The organism is Mycolicibacter engbaekii, from assembly GCF_002101585.1.
GTDB classification, from domain to species: Bacteria; Actinomycetota; Actinomycetes; order Mycobacteriales; family Mycobacteriaceae; genus Mycobacterium; species Mycobacterium engbaekii.
Map to the genome: position 1 here is coordinate 42,543 of NZ_LQOT01000069.1, position 18,039 is coordinate 60,581.

The 18,039-nt window shown below is 69.0% G+C and carries 22 protein-coding genes; 10 read left to right on the forward strand and 12 right to left on the reverse strand.

The window, feature by feature from the left end; genetic code table 11:
* Positions 1-8: 8 nt before the first annotated feature.
* The gene (locus tag AWC02_RS16740; protein WP_085129833.1) at positions 9-461 is read left to right on the forward strand and encodes a MarR family winged helix-turn-helix transcriptional regulator; all 453 of its coding nucleotides are present in this window, start codon (positions 9-11) and stop codon (positions 459-461) included.
* Here the strand turns inward: AWC02_RS16740 and AWC02_RS16745 are convergent, their stop codons facing one another.
* Genes AWC02_RS16745 through AWC02_RS16755 form a run of 3 tightly spaced genes read right to left on the reverse strand, consistent with a single transcriptional unit; the run spans position 462 to position 4,125 of the window.
* Complete coding sequence (locus AWC02_RS16745; RefSeq protein ID WP_085129834.1) at positions 462-2,150, reverse strand: nitric oxide reductase activation protein NorD; 1,689 nt, start codon at positions 2,148-2,150, stop codon at positions 462-464. It lies immediately after the preceding gene.
* Positions 2,147-2,965 (reverse strand): CbbQ/NirQ/NorQ/GpvN family protein, encoded by an 819-nt coding sequence (locus tag AWC02_RS16750; RefSeq protein ID WP_085129835.1) that lies wholly within the window; start codon positions 2,963-2,965, stop codon positions 2,147-2,149. Before AWC02_RS16750 ends, AWC02_RS16745 begins: the two co-directional genes overlap by 4 nt.
* Before the next feature lie 5 nt (positions 2,966-2,970).
* Positions 2,971-4,125, reverse strand: a complete 1,155-nt coding sequence (locus AWC02_RS16755; protein WP_085129836.1) for a spirocyclase AveC family protein — start codon at positions 4,123-4,125, stop codon at positions 2,971-2,973.
* A gap of 101 nt (positions 4,126-4,226) precedes the next feature.
* On the opposite strand from AWC02_RS16755, the gene AWC02_RS16760 reads away from it, so the two are divergent.
* From AWC02_RS16760 to purM, 8 genes are all read left to right on the forward strand, one after another.
* Positions 4,227-4,829 carry a TetR/AcrR family transcriptional regulator gene (locus AWC02_RS16760; RefSeq protein ID WP_085129837.1) on the forward strand — a complete coding sequence of 201 codons (603 nt, stop codon included), beginning with the start codon at positions 4,227-4,229 and terminating at the stop codon, positions 4,827-4,829.
* Between the two features lie 85 nt (positions 4,830-4,914).
* Complete coding sequence (locus tag AWC02_RS16765) at positions 4,915-5,673, forward strand: SDR family NAD(P)-dependent oxidoreductase (protein ID WP_085129838.1); 759 nt, start codon at positions 4,915-4,917, stop codon at positions 5,671-5,673.
* A complete protein-coding gene (locus tag AWC02_RS16770; RefSeq protein WP_085129839.1) occupies positions 5,670-6,902 on the forward strand; it encodes an aromatic ring-hydroxylating dioxygenase subunit alpha in 1,233 nt (410 codons plus the stop codon). The genes AWC02_RS16765 and AWC02_RS16770 overlap by 4 nt, the downstream gene beginning before the upstream one ends.
* On the forward strand, positions 6,899-7,234 hold the full coding sequence (locus AWC02_RS16775) for a hypothetical protein (protein ID WP_085129840.1): 336 nt from the start codon (positions 6,899-6,901) through the stop codon (positions 7,232-7,234). Before AWC02_RS16770 ends, AWC02_RS16775 begins: the two co-directional genes overlap by 4 nt.
* 40 nt (positions 7,235-7,274) lie before the next feature.
* Positions 7,275-8,120, forward strand: a complete 846-nt coding sequence (locus tag AWC02_RS16780) for a TauD/TfdA dioxygenase family protein (RefSeq protein WP_085129841.1) — start codon at positions 7,275-7,277, stop codon at positions 8,118-8,120.
* A 24-nt stretch (positions 8,121-8,144) separates the two neighbouring features.
* Complete coding sequence (locus AWC02_RS16785) at positions 8,145-9,287, forward strand: acyl-CoA dehydrogenase family protein (RefSeq protein WP_085129842.1); 1,143 nt, start codon at positions 8,145-8,147, stop codon at positions 9,285-9,287.
* On the forward strand, positions 9,284-10,513 hold the full coding sequence (locus AWC02_RS16790) for an acyl-CoA dehydrogenase family protein (RefSeq protein ID WP_085129843.1): 1,230 nt from the start codon (positions 9,284-9,286) through the stop codon (positions 10,511-10,513). The genes AWC02_RS16785 and AWC02_RS16790 overlap by 4 nt, the downstream gene beginning before the upstream one ends.
* Before the next feature lie 58 nt (positions 10,514-10,571).
* Positions 10,572-11,657, forward strand: a complete 1,086-nt coding sequence (gene purM, locus AWC02_RS16795) for a phosphoribosylformylglycinamidine cyclo-ligase (RefSeq protein WP_085129844.1) — start codon at positions 10,572-10,574, stop codon at positions 11,655-11,657.
* Between the two features lie 63 nt (positions 11,658-11,720).
* On the opposite strand, the gene AWC02_RS16800 is transcribed toward purM, so the two are convergent.
* Positions 11,721-11,888, reverse strand: coding sequence for a DUF3073 domain-containing protein (locus AWC02_RS16800; RefSeq protein WP_085129845.1), 168 nt, complete (start codon positions 11,886-11,888; stop codon positions 11,721-11,723).
* Between the two features lie 135 nt (positions 11,889-12,023).
* Positions 12,024-13,097 (reverse strand): CAF17-like 4Fe-4S cluster assembly/insertion protein YgfZ, encoded by a 1,074-nt coding sequence (gene ygfZ / locus AWC02_RS16805; protein ID WP_085129846.1) that lies wholly within the window; start codon positions 13,095-13,097, stop codon positions 12,024-12,026.
* Between the two features lie 35 nt (positions 13,098-13,132).
* On the opposite strand from ygfZ, the gene AWC02_RS16810 reads away from it, so the two are divergent.
* Positions 13,133-14,002 (forward strand): aminodeoxychorismate lyase, encoded by an 870-nt coding sequence (locus AWC02_RS16810; RefSeq protein ID WP_085129847.1) that lies wholly within the window; start codon positions 13,133-13,135, stop codon positions 14,000-14,002.
* Between the two features lie 40 nt (positions 14,003-14,042).
* On the opposite strand, the gene AWC02_RS16815 is transcribed toward AWC02_RS16810, so the two are convergent.
* The 7 genes from AWC02_RS16815 to lmeA all read right to left on the reverse strand — a co-directional run bounded on the left by AWC02_RS16815 (position 14,043) and on the right by lmeA (position 17,972).
* Complete coding sequence (locus tag AWC02_RS16815) at positions 14,043-14,720, reverse strand: heme-binding beta-barrel domain-containing protein (protein ID WP_085129848.1); 678 nt, start codon at positions 14,718-14,720, stop codon at positions 14,043-14,045.
* A 220-nt stretch (positions 14,721-14,940) separates the two neighbouring features.
* Positions 14,941-15,243: a DUF1416 domain-containing protein gene (locus AWC02_RS16820; RefSeq protein WP_085129849.1), complete on the reverse strand. Its 303-nt coding sequence runs from the start codon at positions 15,241-15,243 to the stop codon at positions 14,941-14,943.
* A gap of 1 nt (position 15,244) precedes the next feature.
* Positions 15,245-16,078: a sulfurtransferase gene (locus AWC02_RS16825; RefSeq protein WP_085129850.1), complete on the reverse strand. Its 834-nt coding sequence runs from the start codon at positions 16,076-16,078 to the stop codon at positions 15,245-15,247.
* Positions 16,079-16,118: 40 nt separating this feature from the next.
* A complete protein-coding gene (locus AWC02_RS16830) occupies positions 16,119-16,574 on the reverse strand; it encodes a DUF4395 domain-containing protein (protein ID WP_085129851.1) in 456 nt (151 codons plus the stop codon).
* A gap of 92 nt (positions 16,575-16,666) precedes the next feature.
* The gene (locus tag AWC02_RS23055; RefSeq protein ID WP_372509022.1) at positions 16,667-16,756 is read right to left on the reverse strand and encodes a putative leader peptide; all 90 of its coding nucleotides are present in this window, start codon (positions 16,754-16,756) and stop codon (positions 16,667-16,669) included.
* 29 nt (positions 16,757-16,785) lie between these two features.
* The gene (locus AWC02_RS16835; protein WP_085129852.1) at positions 16,786-17,205 is read right to left on the reverse strand and encodes a thioredoxin family protein; all 420 of its coding nucleotides are present in this window, start codon (positions 17,203-17,205) and stop codon (positions 16,786-16,788) included.
* Complete coding sequence (gene lmeA, locus AWC02_RS16840; protein ID WP_085129853.1) at positions 17,202-17,972, reverse strand: mannan chain length control protein LmeA; 771 nt, start codon at positions 17,970-17,972, stop codon at positions 17,202-17,204. Before lmeA ends, AWC02_RS16835 begins: the two co-directional genes overlap by 4 nt.
* Positions 17,973-18,039: the final 67 nt, after the last annotated feature.

Sequence of the window (18,039 nt, forward strand, 5' to 3'; positions counted from 1 at the left end):
AGCAGGACATGGATCTGACCAGCAACATCCTGTGGCTGCTCAAGCAGGCCTTCTACTACTCGCTGACCACCGTGAACGAGGCGATCAGCGAGCACGGCGTGAGCACCGCGCAGATCGGTCTGTTGCGCCAACTGGCCGGCGAACCGGGGTTGTCCGGCGCCGAACTGGCGCGCCGGCTGCTCATCACGCCGCAGGGTGTGCAACTGGCGCTGAGCGCGCTCGAGCGCCGCGGCCTGGTGGAGCGTAAGCAAGATCCCCATCACGGCCGCATCCTGCGTGCCTACCTGACCGACGAGGGACGCGCGGTGACGTCGGCGGTGGTCGCCGATGCGATCGCCGCCCACGACCAGGTGTTCGGCGTGCTGACCGCCGACGAGCAGGAGACGCTGCGGACCCTGCTGTCGCGGGTCGTCGAACAGGGCACCGGTCACACGCTGTTCGACGACCACGTCGAGTCCTGACTAGCCAGACCGTCGGGGGCCGGGTCGCGGCGCGGCGAGTTCGGCCAGTGCCGCCGAGAACAACTCGTCCATCTGCGGGCTCAACTCGGCCAGCGTCATGGCGCCGGCATGGCCGGCGGTGCCGAAGGCCGGCCGATGGGTCGGTCCGCTGGCGCCGATGGTGAGACACAGGCAGGCGAGACCGTCACAGCGGAGTTCCTCGATGGCCTTGCTGACGTCGGCCTCGGCGTAACGGCCTTCGTAACCGACGTCGTAGGGGTAACCGTCGGACAGCACGAGCAACAGCCGATTCGGGGTGCCCGCCCGGGTCTTGAGAATCTCCCCGGCGCCGCGGATCCCAGCGCCGAGCCGGGTGTAGCCCGACGGTTGCAGCTGGTCGAGCCGGGCGCGCCCGATGGCGCCGAAACGCTGTTCGAAGGTCTTGATGGCCGGCAGCTCAACACAGTGCCGGCCCTGTGACCGGAACCCGTAGACGGCCACCCGGTCGCCGAGCTCCTCGAGCGTGACGGCCAGCGTGGCGGCCGCCCGTCGCTGATGGTCGTGCACCGCCAGGCCGGCCGGATCGGTGTCGGTCGAGGACCCGGACGCATCCAGCAGGATCAGGACACCGAGATTGCGGGCCAGCTTGCGGCGTTCGGTGTAGACGTGTTCCGGGGGCGAATGCCCGGAGCGCAGGTCGACGAACACATCGATGAGCGCCTCGAGGTCCAGCTCGTCCCCGTCGGGTCGGCCGCGTAAGGCTTTGGGGCCCAATCCGACCCGCGACAGTCGTCGGCGAAGCACGTCGTCGTGGAGCACCCCGGCGGCGGAGCCGGCTGCGGCGGCGGTGAGCGGGAAGTCGACGACGCGGCACCAGTCGGGCCGGTAGCTGTTGGCGAAGACGTCCCACTCGGGATACCAGGCTCCGCCGATACCCGCGGTGGCGGCCGGTTTCGCGTCGGTGAAGCGGATCCGGCTGGGCAGCGGGCGGGCGTTCGGCCCGGCCGGCCGCCCGCGGCGCAGTGCGCGGGACGGCAGCTCACCGCCGGAGCTGCTGTCGCCGGACCGCGAGCCGCCGAGCAGGTTTCGCAGCAAGTCCGAGAGGGCTGGGAAGTGGAAGACCGGGTTGTCGAACAGCTTGAGGATTCTGCTCGCGCCGGCGTGCACCTCGTCATCGTCATCGTCGGCCGGTGCCTGCGTGACGTTGACCTCGAAACGCAGGTCCGCATCGGTGGCCTTCCCACCGGCGGCACCGGCCGACCGCAGCAGCCGGGCGGGTCTGATGACGCCGAACCACTCCGGTGGGTCGGCGACGGTCAGCCGGCCCCGGGCCAGCCGCAGCGATTCGTCGGCCGTGGTGGTACGCGGCGGCGACCCCGGGCGCAGCGTCGCCGCCAGCGGCAGCCGGGCGGCGACCTCGCTGAGCGCCCGGTCGCCCTCGAGCGCCAGGTAGCGCCGGGTCACCGAGGGGCGTGCCCGTAGCGCCTTGACCAGCCGAGGTTCCAGGCTCCCGGCGCCCAGCAGCGCGCCCTGGACCAGGACCTCGCGACGCTGGGTGGCCGCCGAAGCGCCGGCCGACACGAAGATGGCGTGCCCGTTGGTGTGTGCGGCCTCGCCCGCGGACGCCTGCGACACCTCGACCGACCGGCCCGCGAGGTAGCCGGCGAGGAACCTGAACCGGTCGGGTGTGGCCGGATCCGGCGCGGTCACATCGGGGGAAGCACGGCGTCGGCGAGTTCACCGAGTGCACGGATGACATCGGCGTCGTCGGAGAGGACTGAGACGATGGCGGCCCGGACAGCGCTGCGCAGGCCGAGGCCTTCGGCGACCAGGCCGCCGGCCAGGATCAGCATCCGGGTGGAGGCGCCCTCGCGCAGCGGTGAGCCGTCCAGGTTGCGGATCGCGTTGCCCAGTGCCACCAGTGACTGCGCCGTCTGCGGATCGACGCCGGTTTCGTGCGCGACGATGTCGATCTCGGTCTGCGCGGGAGGGAAGCCGAGCTCGATGGCGACGAACCGTTGACGGGTCGACTCCTTGAGGTTCTTCAGCACGCTCTGATACCCGGGGTTGTAGGAGATCACCAGCTGAAACCCCGGTGCCGCCGGCACGGTCGTGCCGAGCCGGTCGACCGGCAGCGCGCGGCGGTGGTCGGCGAGCGGATGGATGACCACCGTGGTGTCCTGGCGCGCCTCGACCACCTCGTCCAGATAGAAGATGGCGCCTTCGCGCACCGCCCGGGTCAACGGCCCGTCCACCCAGACCGTCTCCGAACCCTGGAGCAGGAACCGGCCCACCAGGTCCGCCGACGTCATGTCCTCGTGTCCGGCGACGGTGATCAGATCGCGACCCGACTGCTCGGCCATGGCCTCTACGAACCGCGTCTTCCCGCATCCCGTGGGGCCCTTCAACAGCACCGGCAGCCCCCGGCGCGCCGCCGCCCGGAAGACTTCGATCTCATCGCCGATCGCACGGTAAAAGGGCGCCCCGGAACGACTTTCGGCCGCTGCGTGGCTGTGCTGGAGCACCTTGGTCAGTTCCCCCGCTCGAACGGCACGATCGGGGGCACCGAAACGCCTTCGGGCAGCACCAGTTGACCGTCGACATTGATGTAGCCGGACCGGTTGGAGGGCATCGGCAGGGCCGGATGCGGACACGGCTTGTCGGTGCCGTCCCCGCAGATGCCACCGGTGAAGTAGGAGCGCTTCTGGTGGTCTTGCGGCCACGGGTCGGCGTGCAGGGCGATCCACTGCGCCGGGCCCATGTAGAAGGCGAAGAAGCACGCGCTGACCCCGGCGAAGATCGCCAGGAACCGGGTGAACTGCTGTCGCGCGAATCCGCCCCGGATGCCGTCCAATCCGCGTTCGACGACGGTGCGGCCGCGGTCGTCGGTGAAGTAACGCAGGCAGCACAGCGCCGCCTGCACGGCTCCCCACATGAGTCCCTCGTAGACGGGCCATTGGTAGTAGGTGTCGGCATTGATCGACACCGAACGCATGGCGCCGGGGTAGGTGTACATGCCGATCGGCAGCAGGACGAGGCCCTCCATCACGAAGTCGAAGACGAAGGCGATCGCATACGTCACGGCGATCAGGCGAAGGTTGCTGATGGAAGGCCAGCGCGCCTTGATCTTTCGCATCACGGCACAGCCGACGATGGTGATCAGCAGTACCCCGTAGGCGTAGCCCGGGAGGTTCGTCAACAGCGGTTCGGCGACCTGGCGGCCGGGCTCCTCCGGTGAGGACCATCCCGGTATGTGCGATGTCCAGGATCCCCGGTTGAACAGCCAGGTGTTGTAGGTGCACCAGGTGTTGAAGTAGTTGAGCAGCGGGTCCTGAAAGAACATCAGGCCGATCGACAGGAAGAGCATGCCGTCCAGCGTGATTCGCCGTTCGCGGCGCCAGGGGCGGATGAAGAACCACCAGATGGCGAACGGCAGGCCGACCCACAGCACGACGGCGTTGGCCATCAGTGGCACCTTCATGTACATCGGCGGATCGTTCGGCCCGACCGGGACGCGTTCGAAGTACGGGCCGGTGATCCAGCGCGCCCACACATACAGCTGCAGCGCCAGCAGTGCCCCGCCGGCGGCGGCCCAGATCCGGATGGCCCCGCCGCTCTGAGGTCCGGCGGCTTCCGGCCGCGCGGCCACTGACACGTTCTGCTGGCTCGGCAAGCCGCTACCCATGTTGCGGTCCCCTTCCCGGATGACGCACTGTGTGCCGAAATATACTCATCAGTATCTGTGATGCCAATAGGTATCGCAGATCCTGTGGGACAATCGCCGTCGTGGTGGAGCGGTGGACGCGTGAGCGGCGACTGGAGCGAACACGCTCGTTACTGCTGGACGCCGCTGAGGAGGTGTTCGCCGAAAAAGGCTTCACCACGGCGACTCTCGATGACATCGCGCAAGCCGCCGGCTACACCAAGGGCGCTATCTACAAGCACTTCGCCGCCAAGGACGAGCTCTTTCTGGCGGTCAGCGAACGGTACTGGCAGCGCTATTTCGAAAACTTCGCCGAGGTGATGGCGAACGCCACCGAAGTGGGCGTGCGAGAACTCGACGACATCGCCGAGCGCTGGCAGCGGTTGAGCCGTGACCGCGGCGCCGAGCATGCCGCGCTGGGCTACGAGTTCACCCTGTATCTGCTGCGCAACCCCGAAGCCCGCGCCCGGGTCGCCGCCAAGCGCGCCGAGGTCGTCGAGCAGTTGGCGGCCTTCATCGTCGAAGGCGTCGAACGCCTCGGGGGAACCCTGCGGATCCCGGCCCTGACCCTGGCGCAGGTGCTCGTCGCCACCAGTGATGCCGCGGTGCTGGCCAGTGAACTCGACGGCATCGACCTCTACCGGCCGGTGGTGGCCATGTATGTCGCGATGATCGCCCTGCCCTGAGCGTCTGCGCGGTGATCGGGGTCGGCACTTGAGATTAATGACAAGTACTTGATAATATCTGCCGGTGCCGTCCGAAGGGGATGCGATGACCGCAGAGCTGCCGCAACGAGTCGCGGTGGTCACCGGCGGGGGCTCGGGCATGGGCGAGGCCACCTGCCACGAACTGGGCAGGCGCGGCTACCGCGTCGGTGTTCTCGACGTCAACGGCCAAGCGGCGCAACGCGTTGCCGGCGACCTGCGCGCCCGGGGCCTGACCGCGCTGGGCCTCGAGGCCGACGTCACGGACCGGGCCGCTGTCGACCAGGCCTTCGCATCGGTGCGCGGAGAGCTCGGGCCGGTCGCCGCGCTGGTGACCAGTGCCGGTCTCTTCGGCTACTGCGCGTTCGCCGACATCACCGCACAGGCGTGGGCCCAGATCATCGACGTCAACCTGACCGGGACGTTCCACTGCTGCCAGGCGGCCCTGCCGGATATGGTCGCCGCCGGCTGGGGGCGCATCGTGATGATCTCGTCGTCGAGCGCCCAGCGGGGATCGCCGTTCGCCGCGCACTACGCGGCCGCCAAAGGCGGGGTCATCACGTTGACCAAGTCGTTGGCCCGCGAGTACGCCGCGAGCGGCGTCACGGTCAACAACATCCCGCCGTCGGGTATCGAGACGCCCATGCAGCATCAGGGTCAAGCGGCCGGGTTCCTGCCGTCCAACGAGCAGATCGCCGCGAACATCCCCCTGGGCCGGCTGGGCACCGGGGCGGACATCGCCGCGGCGGTGGGATTCCTGTGCTCGGAGGAAGCCGGCTTCATCACCGGCCAGGTGTTGGGCGTCAACGGAGGAGCGGTGCTGTGACAGAACAGTCTTCAGTGCGATCCGGGAGGACCCCGGCGGGCTCGTGGACCGAGTACTACCCCGAACTGGGCACCGGTCCGGTCTCGTTCGCCGACTCGACGTCGCCGCAGTTCTACGAACTCGAACGCGAGGCGGTGTTCAAACGGGCCTGGCTGAACATCGGCCGGATCGAGGAAGTCGCCGATCCCGGCAGCTATGCCACCAAACGGATCGAGGTCGCCCGCGCCAGCATCCTTCTCATTCACACCGACCGCGGAATCGGGGCGTTCCACAACATCTGCCCACGGTGCGCGACCACGTTGGTCTGGCACGAGTTCCCCGATCGCGAGGCCTCCGGGCAGGGCGAGGAGATCGCCTGCAAGCGCTGTCGGCACACCTATCGGTGCGACGAAGCCGACGCCCATCTGGTCGCGGTGCACTGCGACACCTGGAACGGTTTCATCTTCGTCAACCTCGACGCCACGCCACGCCAGGGCCTGCGGGAGTTCCTCGGGCCGATGATCACCGGACTCGACGACTACCCGTTCGAGAAACTGACCGAACGCTATGACTGGGTGGCGCACAACAACAGCAACTGGAAGATCTTCGCCGACGCCTTCCAGGAGTACTACCACGTTCCGGCGCTGCACTCCCAGCAGGTTCCCGCCCAAGTCCGGGTTCCCGGCGCCGGATTCACCTGCGGCCATTTCCAGCTCGACGGTCCGCACCGCCTGGTCTCGACGGCCGGCCGGCGCCGCTGGCTGCTACCGCCGGAGTACATGTATCCGATCGAGCGGGCCACCCGCAGCGGCCTGGTGGGCCCCTGGGAAACCCCCGACCTCGGCGAGTTGCCCGCCGGATTGAACCCGGGCGGCATCCAGCCGTGGGGGATCAGCAACTTCCAGATCTTCCCCAACACCGAGATCCTCATCTACGGGGGCTGGTACCTGCTCTACCGGTACTGGCCGACCTCGTACAACACCCACCGGTTCGAGGCGCACACTTACTTCTATCCGGCCCAAACGGTGCGTGAACGCGTTCAGCACGAGGTGGCGGCAGTGGTGCTCAAAGAGTTTGCGCTGCAGGACGCCGGCATGCTCGGCGGCACCCAGGCCGCCCTGGAGTACGGCGTCGTCGACGACTTCCCGCTCAACGACCAGGAGATCCTGGTTCGCCACCTGCACAAGGCAGTCGGTGACTGGGTGGACGCCTACCGGCGCGAGGCGGCCGGCGCGGGAGCGCAGCGATGAGCGCCGCACGGCTTCCCAGTGCCTTCTCCGAACTGGAGCCCTTCGCCGAAACCTGGTGTTTGGCAACCGAAACCGAGCGTTACAACCAGAGGTTGGCCAGCAGCATCCTGGAGCTGCGGCAGTTCTATGACGCGTTCTTTCCGCGGCTGGAAGAGGCGATCGACTATTGCGACAAGTTCGCCCTGGACGAACTTCCCGAGGACGCTCTCAATCTGCTGCAGCTGATCTATTCCCTGGTGATGGTGGCGATGGCCGTCGAGATCATGGGGCAGCCCGCCCCCGTCGACGCCGCGGACGCCGTCATGGTCCGCACCGGCTGGCCCGTTCCCTAGCGCTGCCAGGAACCAAACCCGTGTCAGGAAGGACAGGCCAATGAGTCTGCTCACCGTCAGCAAGCTGACCGCATCGGTCGGCGCGGAGGTCCTCGGTGTGGACCCGCAGCGCCTGGCCTCCGACGACAGTCTCGGTGCTGCCATCCTCGAGGCGTTGGAGGACAACGGTGTCCTGGTCTTTCGCAACCTGCACATCGACCCCGGCTCCCAGGTGGCGTTCTGCGAGCGCCTGGGCAGTGTCGACTACACGGCGGACGGCCACCACGAGGTTGCGGGCATCTACCCGGTCACCCTGAACCGGGCCAAGAACTCGTCGGCGAGCTACTTGCGCGCCACGTTCGACTGGCACATCGACGGGTGCACGCCCACCGGGGATCAGTATCCGCAGAAAGCCACCGTGCTCTCGGCGGTGCAGGTCGCCGAACGCGGCGGTGAGACCGAGTTCGCCAGCTCCTATGCCGCCTACGACCAGCTCACCGACGACGAGAAGCGCCGATTCGCGCAGCTGCGCGTGGTGCACTCGCTGGAGGCGTCCCAGCGCCGGGTGACCCCCGATCCGGCACCGGAGGAGCTGGCCCGGTGGCGCGCACGACCCACCCACGAACACCCGCTGGTATGGACTCACCGCAACGGTCGCAGATCCCTGGTGCTGGGCGCTTCCGCCGACTACGTCGTCGGGATGGACCTCGACGAGGGGCGCGCACTGCTCGACGAACTGCTGGCGCGCGCCACGGTGGCCGACCGGGTCTATCGTCACCAGTGGTCGGTGGGCGACACCGTCATCTGGGACAACCGCGGCGTCTTGCACCGGGCTGCGCCCTATGACCCCGATTCCCCCCGGGAGATGCTGCGCACCACGGTGCTCGGCGACGAGCCGATCCGGTGATCCTGGCGGCCACGAGGAGATGAGATGAGCGAACTCTCTACCGAAACCGAGCTTTTCGTTGCCACGGCCCGTGCCTTTCTGGACAAGACCGCAGCCCTGAGCGACCAGCGCGACCTGCACGCGCGCGGCGAATCCTATGACGCGGACTGGTGGCGGCAGGCGGCCGAACTGGGGTGGGCCGGGCTGCTGGTGCCCGAGGAACTCGGCGGCGGCAGCGTCTCTGGCTGCGGTCTGCGGGACCTGGCTGCGATCGCCACCGAGATCGGACGCACCGTGGCACCGGGCCCGCTGTATCCGATCAGCATGGTGCTGGCCGGTCTGGTCGACGCCGACAACCGGCAGGCACACGCGCACAGCATCGCCGCGCTGCTCTCCGGAGAGTTGGTGGCGACCTGGGCCGCCGACGAACCGGGCCGGGGCTTTCACCCCGATCAGCCGGGGCTGGCGGCGACCGCCACCGGCGGCGGCTACCGGCTCAACGGAGTCAAAGACCGGGTAGAGGCCGGGGACCGGGCGGACCTGGTGCTGATCGGCGCCCGCACCGACGACGGCGCGCTGCGCCAGTTCCTGATCCGTACCGACGCACCCGGCGTGCGGGTGACCCCGCAGCCCGGCCTGGATCTGGTGAAGCGGTTTGCCCGCATCGAGTTCAGCGATGCCGAAGTCGACGCCTCGGCGGTGGTCGGCACCGCGGCACAGACCGGCGCCCTCATCGAGCGGCAGACGCAGGTGGGCATCGCACTGGTCTGCGCCGAAGTCGCCGGCATCCTGGACGCCGTCATGACCATGACGGTGGACTGGGTCCGGGATCGGTACAGCTTCGGCCGGCCGCTGGCGTCTTACCAGGCGATCAAGCACCGGCTGGCCGACATGACCATGTGGCTGCACGCCTGCCGCGCGATAGCCGGCGGCGCCGTGGACAAAGTGGCCGCACGCGACGCCGACGCGGCCATGTGGGCCGGGGCGGCCAAGTCCTATCTCGGCGAGCACGCGGGCCGGCTGATTCAGGAATGCGTGCAACTGCACGGCGGGATCGGCGTCACCTGGGAACACGACCTGCACCTGTATCTGCGTCGGGCCACCCTGTACCGCGGTCTGCTCGGCACCCCCGCCGAACATCACCAGGCCATCTTCGCGGCCGCCAGCAGCACGGAGCCCGCCGCATGACCGACATCTCCGTGGAATCCTTCGCCGCGTCGGCACGCGACTGGCTGGCCGCCAACATGCCGCGCCTGGACCCGCAGCACCCCCCGCGCAACGGCCGCGACGACGAGGGGGCCTGGCAACGCGCACGCGAGCTGCAGCGGCGCCTGTACGGCGGCGGCTTCGCCGGCATCTGCTTCCCCCGCGAATACGGCGGTCTCGGCCTGGACATCCGTTACCAGAAGGCGTTCGACGCCGAGTGCGCCGGCTACGAGATGCCGTTGATCCTCAACGTCCCCACGTTCACCATCTGCTGCGCCACTCTGCTCGACACCGGCAGCGAGGAACAGAAGCGCCGCCACATCAGCGCGGCGCTGCGCGGCGACGAGGTGCTCGTGCAGCTGCTCTCCGAGCCCAGCGGCGGATCCGATCTGGCCGGGCTGATCACCCGCGCCGAGCGGGACGGGGACGACTGGGTGGTCACCGGGGCCAAGACGTGGAGCACCAGCGCCTTCGCGGCGGACTTCGGGCTGCTGCTGGTGCGCACCGATTCGACGGTGCCCAAGCACGAGGGCCTGACCATGTTCCTGGTGCCGATCGACGCGCCCGGCGTCACACTGCGCCGCATCGAGCAGGTCGACGGCTCCAACGAGTTCTGCGAGGAGTTCTTCGACGGGTTGCGGCTCGGGCCCGACGCGGTGGTCGGTGAGGTCAACAAGGGCTGGGATGTCGCATCGCGGCTGCTCTACCACGAGCGCCGGGCCGTGGGCCAGGGCTCGGAGTTCGCCAGCGGGCGGGGGGCCGAACGCACCGAGATGGCCGCCGCGGACTTCCTGACCCTGGCGCAGGACTGCGGCACCGCGGACGATCCGCTGACCCGGGATCAGATCGGCCGGGTTCTCGCCCGGCGCATGGTCCGCGACAAGCTCATCGACTACGCCGGGCGGGGCATGCGCAGCGGTGAGCTCCCGCCTGCCGCGGCCTCGATCATCCGGCTGTTCCACTCCGACGTGACCTACCTGGAGGTCGACACCGCCATGGCGGTCGCCGGACCGCTGGGTGTGGTGGACGACGAGACGCACCTGCTCAGAGTGGGTCGCCGCTACCTGTCGCGGCAGACCGTGGGACTCGGCGGGGGCAGCGACGAGATGGCGCGCAACGTCATCGCCGAACGCGTCCTGGGCCTGCCCCGCGAGTACGCCGCCGACCGCGGTGTGCCGTTCAATCAGGTACGCCACAACCGGCTGTGACGGCCCCAATGTCGAGCGCGATACCGTCCACTGTCGGCTACCGGTAGCCTTTACCGCGATGACCTCAGCAGAATCGAGCTCCCAGGGCGTTACCTACGCATCGGCCGGAGTGGACATCGCGGCCGGAGACCGGGCCGTCGAGTTGTTCAAGCCATTGGCCGCCAAGGCCACCCGGCCAGAGGTGCGGGGCGGGTTAGGCGGCTTCGCCGGCCTGTTCGCCCTGCGCAACGACTACCGTGAGCCGCTGTTGGCGTCCTCCACCGACGGCGTGGGCACCAAGCTGGCGATCGCGCAGGCCCTGGACAAGCACGACACCGTCGGCATCGACCTGGTGGCGATGGTCGTCGACGACCTGGTGGTCTGCGGCGCCGAGCCGCTGTTCCTGCAGGACTACATTGCCGTGGGCCGCACCGTGCCCGAGCGGGTCGCCGCAATCGTCTCCGGGATCGCCGAGGGTTGTGTGCAGGCCGGCTGCGCGCTGCTCGGTGGCGAGACCGCCGAGCACCCCGGCCTGATGGAACCCGACCACTACGACATCTCCGCGACCGGCGTCGGGGTGGTGGAGGCCGACGACGTGCTCGGCCCGGACCGGGTCCGCCCCGGCGACGTGCTGATCGCGATGGGTTCCTCAGGGCTGCATTCCAACGGCTACTCGCTGGCCCGGGCGGTGCTGCTCGACATCGACCGGATGAACCTGGCCGGCCACGTCGAGGAGTTCGGCCGCACCCTGGGCGAGGAGCTGCTCGAGCCCACCCGCATCTACGCCAAGGACTGTCTGGCGCTGGCCGCCGAGACGCAGGTGCGGACGTTCTGTCACGTCACCGGCGGCGGACTGGCCGGCAACCTGGCGCGCGTCATCCCCGACGGGCTGATCGCCGAGGTGGACCGTGGCACCTGGACGCCGGCGCCGGTGTTCGCGATGATCGCCCAGCGCGGACGGGTCAGTCGTGCGGAGATGGAGAAGACGTTCAACCTGGGGGTCGGCATGGTGGCCGTCGTCGCGCCGGAGGACACCGACCGCGCACTGGCCATTCTGACCGCCCGCCACGTGGACTGCTGGCCGCTCGGCACCATCACCAAGCCGGGCAAGGATGCCGAACCGGGCGACGGGGCCAGGCTCGTCGGGGAGCACCCGAGGTTCTAGCCCCTGGCGGGGCCACCGAGCCCGGTGGTGATCCGGTCAGGATCGGCTGTCACACCGGCGCGGTCAACGGCGCCAGTCGTCGTCGCCGTTCCACGAGTCGTCGCCGTCGTGGTTGGATTGGTCAGACCCCGACAACTCCCGCTGGAGTTGGGTGAAGTCGGTCGTCGGTGAGCTGTACTTCAACTCCCGTGCCACCTTGGTCTGCTTCGCCTTAGCCCGGCCGCGGCCCATGGGGGAACCCCCTCGCGCAATAACGGAGCGGCCCAACGAGCAGGCGGCTCCGATCTGAATGTGTGTATTGTCCTGCCGACAGCTTACCGTGCCGATCTCAGAGCTGCCGACTGGCCCGCACCCGTGTGACCACCATCAAAGGCGGCCATGCAGTCGGTCGATCGCGAGCCGACCCGGACCCCGCTCATCGGGTGGCGGCATCGATTCGGGGTCGATCACCGCACTGACCTCGGCGTCGCCGCCGGTCAGCAGTGCGGTGTCGGCCGGCAGCGCCCGCTTGAGCAGCGCCAGCGCGATCGGCCCCAGCTCGAAATGGTCGACCACCGTGCCCAGCCGGCCCACCGGACGGCCGCCCGAGGTGACCGGGTCGCCGGTCGCGGGCCGGTCCACCGATCCGTCGAGGTGCAGCAGCACCAGCATGCGGGGCGGCTTGCCCAGGTTGTGCACCCGGGACACGGTCTCCTGCCCGCTGTAGCACCCTTTGTCCAGGTGCACAGCGCCGGAGCCCGGCCCCCCGATCCAGTTCAGTTCGTGCGGGATGCTGCGCTCGTCGGTGTCCACGCCGAGCCGGGGGCGCACCGCTGCCACCCGGCGGGCTTCATAGGCCCACACTCCGGCGGGCCGTACCCCGGCCCGGGTCAGCCGCTGCTGCCACTGGCCCTTGTCGGCACGCGGGACCAGCAACTCCACCGCGTCCTGGCCGGCTGTCTGGCGGACGAAACCGCCGGGGATCGGCGCTGCGACGGGCCCGGGGGGCGCGGCCAGCCCCAGCGCGTCGAGGACCTCCGGGCCGTCGCGACCGGGACCCAGCAGCGAGAGCACCGCCAAGTCGGCGGGCTCGATGCGCACATCGGCCCAGAAGACCATCTTGCGCAGGTGTTCGGTCAGCGGCGTGCCGCGCCACGGTTCGGTGTCCAGGTAGGTCCGGTCGGACATCTCGGTCTGGACCCAGTGGTTCTGAATGTGCCCCTTGGGGTCCAGGGTGAGGTTCTCGGCGCTGGCGCCGTCGGCAAGTTCGGCGACGTGCTGGGTGGATAGGCTGTGCAGCCACGTCTTGCGGTCCGAGCCGCTCAGCTCGAGCACCGCGCGGTGGGACCGGTCCACCAGCACAACGCCCGTTTCGGCGCTGCGCTGCTCGCCGAACGGGTCGCCATAGTGCCAGACAGCGCCGGCGTCGGGGCCGGAATCGGGTGCGGGGACGGCGGACACATGCCAACTCTACGGAGCCGCTACGCTCACGGTCCATGGCAGCCGACGCCGAAGTGGACGACACCGTCGTGACGATTGTCACCGTGGGCGGCGGGCTGGCCGCGCCGGGCTCCCCACTGCTGTACGCCGACGACCTGGCGGCGCTGCGCGGCGACGGGGTGTTCGAGACCCTGCTGGTGCGCGACGGCACCGCCTGCCTCCTCGACGAGCATCTGCACCGGCTGGCGCGTTCGGCCCAGCTGATGGACCTGCCGGTCCCGGATCTGGATCAATGGCGCCGTGCGGCCGAGACCGCGGTGGAGCACTGGGCGGGGGCCGGGGAGGGCGCCTTGCGGCTGATCTACAGCCGTGGCCGGGAAAGCGGCTCGGCGCCAACCCAGTACGTGATGCTGACGCCGCTGCCCGAACGTATCCTCGCGGCCCGTCGCGACGGCGTGGCGGCGGTGATCCTGGACCGCGGACTGTCCACGCAGGGCCTGGAGATGCCCTGGCTGCTCGCCGGCGCCAAGACACTGTCCTACGCGGTGAACATGGCGGCGCTGCGCTACGCCGCAAAACAGGGCGCCGACGACGTCATCTTCGTCAGTTCCGACGGTTACGTGTTGGAAGGCCCGCGCTCGACGGTGGTCCTGGTGGAACCCGGTCGGCTGGTCACGCCGCCGCTGTCGCACCCGATTCTGCGCGGCACCACCCAGGAGGCGTTGTTCGAGGTGGCCCGCGGCGCCGGTTACCAATGCGACTACGTCCCGCTGCGGCAGGCGGATCTGGCCGCGGCGCAAGACATCTGGCTGGTCTCCAGTATCACGCTGGCGGCCAGGGTGCATACCCTCGACGGCCGGGCGCTGAACCCGCGGGTGTCCGAGCGCGAATTCGCCGGACTGGTCGACACCGCTATCGGGCGCTGAGCCCGCGGCTGCAGGCCGGTGCAGCCCGTCAGTGCGGTGCTTAGCCGACGAAGCGGGACAGCCGCGCCGAAAGGTGCGGCACCAGCTCACCGTCGGCGTTCACCCGCTCCTCGACGTAGGCCAGGTCGCCGTCTTCGACGATCCCGTAAAGCCGTTTGGCGCCGCCGATCAACGCGCCCGATTTGCTGCGTGCCAGCGCATCGGTGACCAGTTCCCAGGAGGCCGGGCCGTGCGGACGCCCGTAGAACAGCTCCACGTAGCCGGTGGAGTGCGCCAGCAGCAGTTCGATGGCCTGGGACTCGTCGGGGTCGTCCGGATCGTCGATGAAACGCCAGAAGCCGGTCTCGCGCAGGGTCGGTTCGGTGGACTCGTCGTCGTCGGAGAGTCGCCAGGACCGCGCTTCCCAGTTCAAGTAGTCGCCGCCGTCGTGGGATACCACGATCTGTTGGCCGAACCGGTAGTCGCCCTGCGCACTGTGTCCCAGCCCGGTGCCGCGCCACACACCGACCAGCGGCAACAGCGCCAACAGTGCGTCATGCAGATTGGCGCCCTCGCGCAGGTTGGCGGTGTCGGCGAACGGCAGGTCGTCGAAGACCGGGATATTGCGCGCGGCGGTCTGCTTGGCCCGCTCCGCAGCGGCGGCTACCGCGCGGTCGCCGGAGCCGCGCTCGACCGGGCGCTCACCGCCGGCCTGCGTGCCCCCGTCGGAACCGCTCACATCTCGTCGGTGATCAGCCGATACAGCGTGTACAGCGCGAACCAGGTGATCAGGCCAGTTGCCGCCACCAGCATCAATTCGAAGAACAACACCACGGGGGAAATTCTAGCGGTGTTCGCGAGGCCGGCGAAGCCGGGTGTGGCGGGGCACCGCCATCAGACCCAGCGGCGCTCGCGAGGCCGGCGAAGCCGGGTGTGGCGGGGCACCGCCGCCTGACCGATCAGGCGACTTTGATGTCCACCTCGTGCAGGCCCGCGCCCGACGGCGTCACCACGGCGTCGCCGTTGCCGGCCGAGGACAGCGCCCGGACCTTCCATGCCCCCGGCGCCGCGAAGAACCGGAAGTCGCCGGTGGCCGAGGCGACGACCTCAGCGGTGAACTCGTCGGAGGAGTCCAGCAGCCGGACGAAGGCGCCAGCGACGGAGGCACCGTTGCTGTCGACCACGCGCCCGGTGATCACGGTCTCCTTCTCCAGGTCGACGTTGGCCGGCAGGGCGAGTCCTTGCTTGGGTCCAGAGCACATATCAGCTTCCCAATTCGATCGGGGCACCCACCAGGGAGCCGTATTCCATCCAACTACCGTCGTAGTTCTTGACATTGCGATGTCCGAGCAGCTCGCGCAGCACGAACCAGGTGTGCGACGAGCGCTCACCGATACGGCAATAGGCGATGGACTCCTTCTCGCCATCGAGGCCGGCGTCGGCATAGAGCTTGGCCAGCTCCTCGTCGGACTTGAAGGTGCCGTCCTCGTTTGCGGCGCGGCTCCACGGCACGTTGATGGCGCTGGGGACGTGGCCGCGTTGCTGGCTCTGCTCCTGCGGCAGGTGTGCCGGGGCCAGAATCTTGCCGGAGAACTCCTCGGGGGAGCGCACGTCGACGAGGTTCTTGGTGTTGATCGCTGCGATCACCTCGTCGCGGCGGGCACGGAGCGACTCGTCGAGCTGCTTGGCGGTGTAGGACGTGGCCGGCCGGCTGACGGTTTCACTCGACAACGGGCGTCCGTCGAGCTCCCACTTCTTGCGGCCGCCGTCGAGCAGCTTGACCGACTCGTGCCCGTAGAGCTTGAAGTACCAGTAGGCGAAGGCGGCGAACCAGTTGTTGTTGCCTCCGTAGAGGATCACAGTGTCGTCGTTGGAGACACCGCGCTCGGAGAGCAGCTTGGAGAACGCGGCCGCGTCGACGACATCGCGCCGTACCGGGTCCTGCAGGTCCTTGCGCCAGTCGAGCCGGATGGCGCCGGGGATGTGGTTGATGTCATAGACGCTGGTGTCTTCGTCGACCTCGACGAAGACGATGCCGGGCGCGTCGAGATTGCTCTCGGCCCAGTCGGTGGAGACCAGGACGTCCGAGCGTGCCATGGTGGGAATCCTTTCGGTTACAACGAGCAAAGAGTGGTGGTCACGCCGCGTTCGGCCGCAGGCGCACGATGAGGGGGTAGAGCTGACAGCCCAGACAGATACCGAACGCGGCGTTGAGGAAGGCCGCGGCCAGGGCGAAGGCGGTCGCGATCAGACCGAGTGTGGGTGCGAAGGCGAAACCTGCGACGCCCAGCACGGCGAACACCAGGCCGACGAGCTGGGCGAAGCGCAGCGGCGCCACCGGCTCACGCTCGCTGACCGGCCCCAGTCGCGGCGCGATGAATCGGGCGAACAACCGCCCGTAGGGGTGGCCGCGGGGCCCCAGCGCCGCGCCGATCGCGAAGACGGCGGCTTGGGCGCCCAGCGCAACGGCTGCGGCCGCCGGGCTGAACTGCGCGGTGAGCAGCACAGCCACCAGTACGGCGGTGGTGATCCAGGCGGCGAATCGGGGACCGCGGACATCTACCTGAGCAGTGTCGGTGTGAGTGTCCTGCATGCAATGCTCCCTGTGTTGTCGTTGCGAATGGCTGGTGGAGGCATGCCACGGCATTCCGGGCGACTCCGATAGCGACGCGAAAACGCGGCGATTCAGCGACAACGACAACAGCAGCAGCCCGCGGTGCGGCACAGGTCGACTGTGCGGCGTTTGGTGAGCACAAGCTCAATGCGGGCGAACACGACGTACAGCCTACCCAACGCAGGGCTGGTCAGGTCAACAGGGGTTCGAGGGCCGAACGCAGGTCCGCAAGCGTCGGGACGCCGCTGGCGCGGTATCGCTGCCGGCCGTTCGTGTCGAAGATCACCGTGGTCGGCAGCGACAACACCGAGAACCTGCGGGCGGCCTCCGGGTTGGCGTCGATGTCGACTTCTTGATGGGGGACACCCCCGAGGTCGTCGCAGACCTTCTCGACCACACGGCGCACCCCGGCGCACGGTCCGCACCATGGCGCGGAGAAGTGCACCACCGCCGGCCGGCCGGGCTCCAGGCCGAGGAAGGCGGCGTCGGCGCCCGCGGTGGAGTCGCTGCTGCTCTCGGGCAGTTCCCGCAAGACTCCGCCGCGCCGGTTCAGCCACCATCCGATCGCCCCGGCGGCCAGCAGGGCGGTGATGATCGCGATGACGCTCATCGCGGGCGGAACTCCGGCAAGGTGACCGTCATGTCGTCGGCGATGCCCTCGATGATCACGTCGGACCCACGGGCGCCCTGGGTGGTCGGGACCACCCCGAACGGCAGCCGCTGCTGGGGCAGGCTGCCACGGAACGCGGTCAGCACCGCGACGCGCTGCTCGTCGGGAACATCCTGATCGGCGGTGTCCGGGCCGGTGAGGATGCCCGTCGGGGTGATGACCAAGGTGCTGTGGTCCGGCCCGGCCATCGACAGGTCCACCGCCACGCTCACCCGCTTGCCGAAGCCCGCGGGGGTGCCGGTGAACACCAGGCCGTGGCTGCTGGAGATTCCGGACTCGGTGGTGCCGCCGGTGTTGTCGTCGGTCTCGGCCGGCGGGGCCTCCACCATCAGGTCGCGGATTCCCAGATAGCGGCCCAAATGCACAGAGCCGATGATAATTCGGCTCTCCAGTTTGGCCACCGGGATCGGAGCGTCGGGCCGGAACCGCCAGGTGGCCTCGGTCAGGTCGACCGAGTGCATGGTGGCCTCGAGCATCGCCTTGCCGATCATCGGCTGCGCGACGGCGGGTGCCTTGATCTCCACTTCGTCGTAGTGATCACGGCGTGCCTGCGGCAGAAATGGGAAGCCCAGGATCGCCACGAACGGGTCCGCGGTGAGGTCGGTGGCCTGGCGTACGGCCCGGGATAATTGGTACTCGGCGTAGACGCCCGCTCCGAAATCGAACCCGGCTACCGCCACGACCAGTGCCGCCATCGCGGCCGACATCCCGATAAGCACCCTGCGCACCGAGTCATTCTGGCAGGTCGCACGCTATCGTTAGAGCACCTGGGAC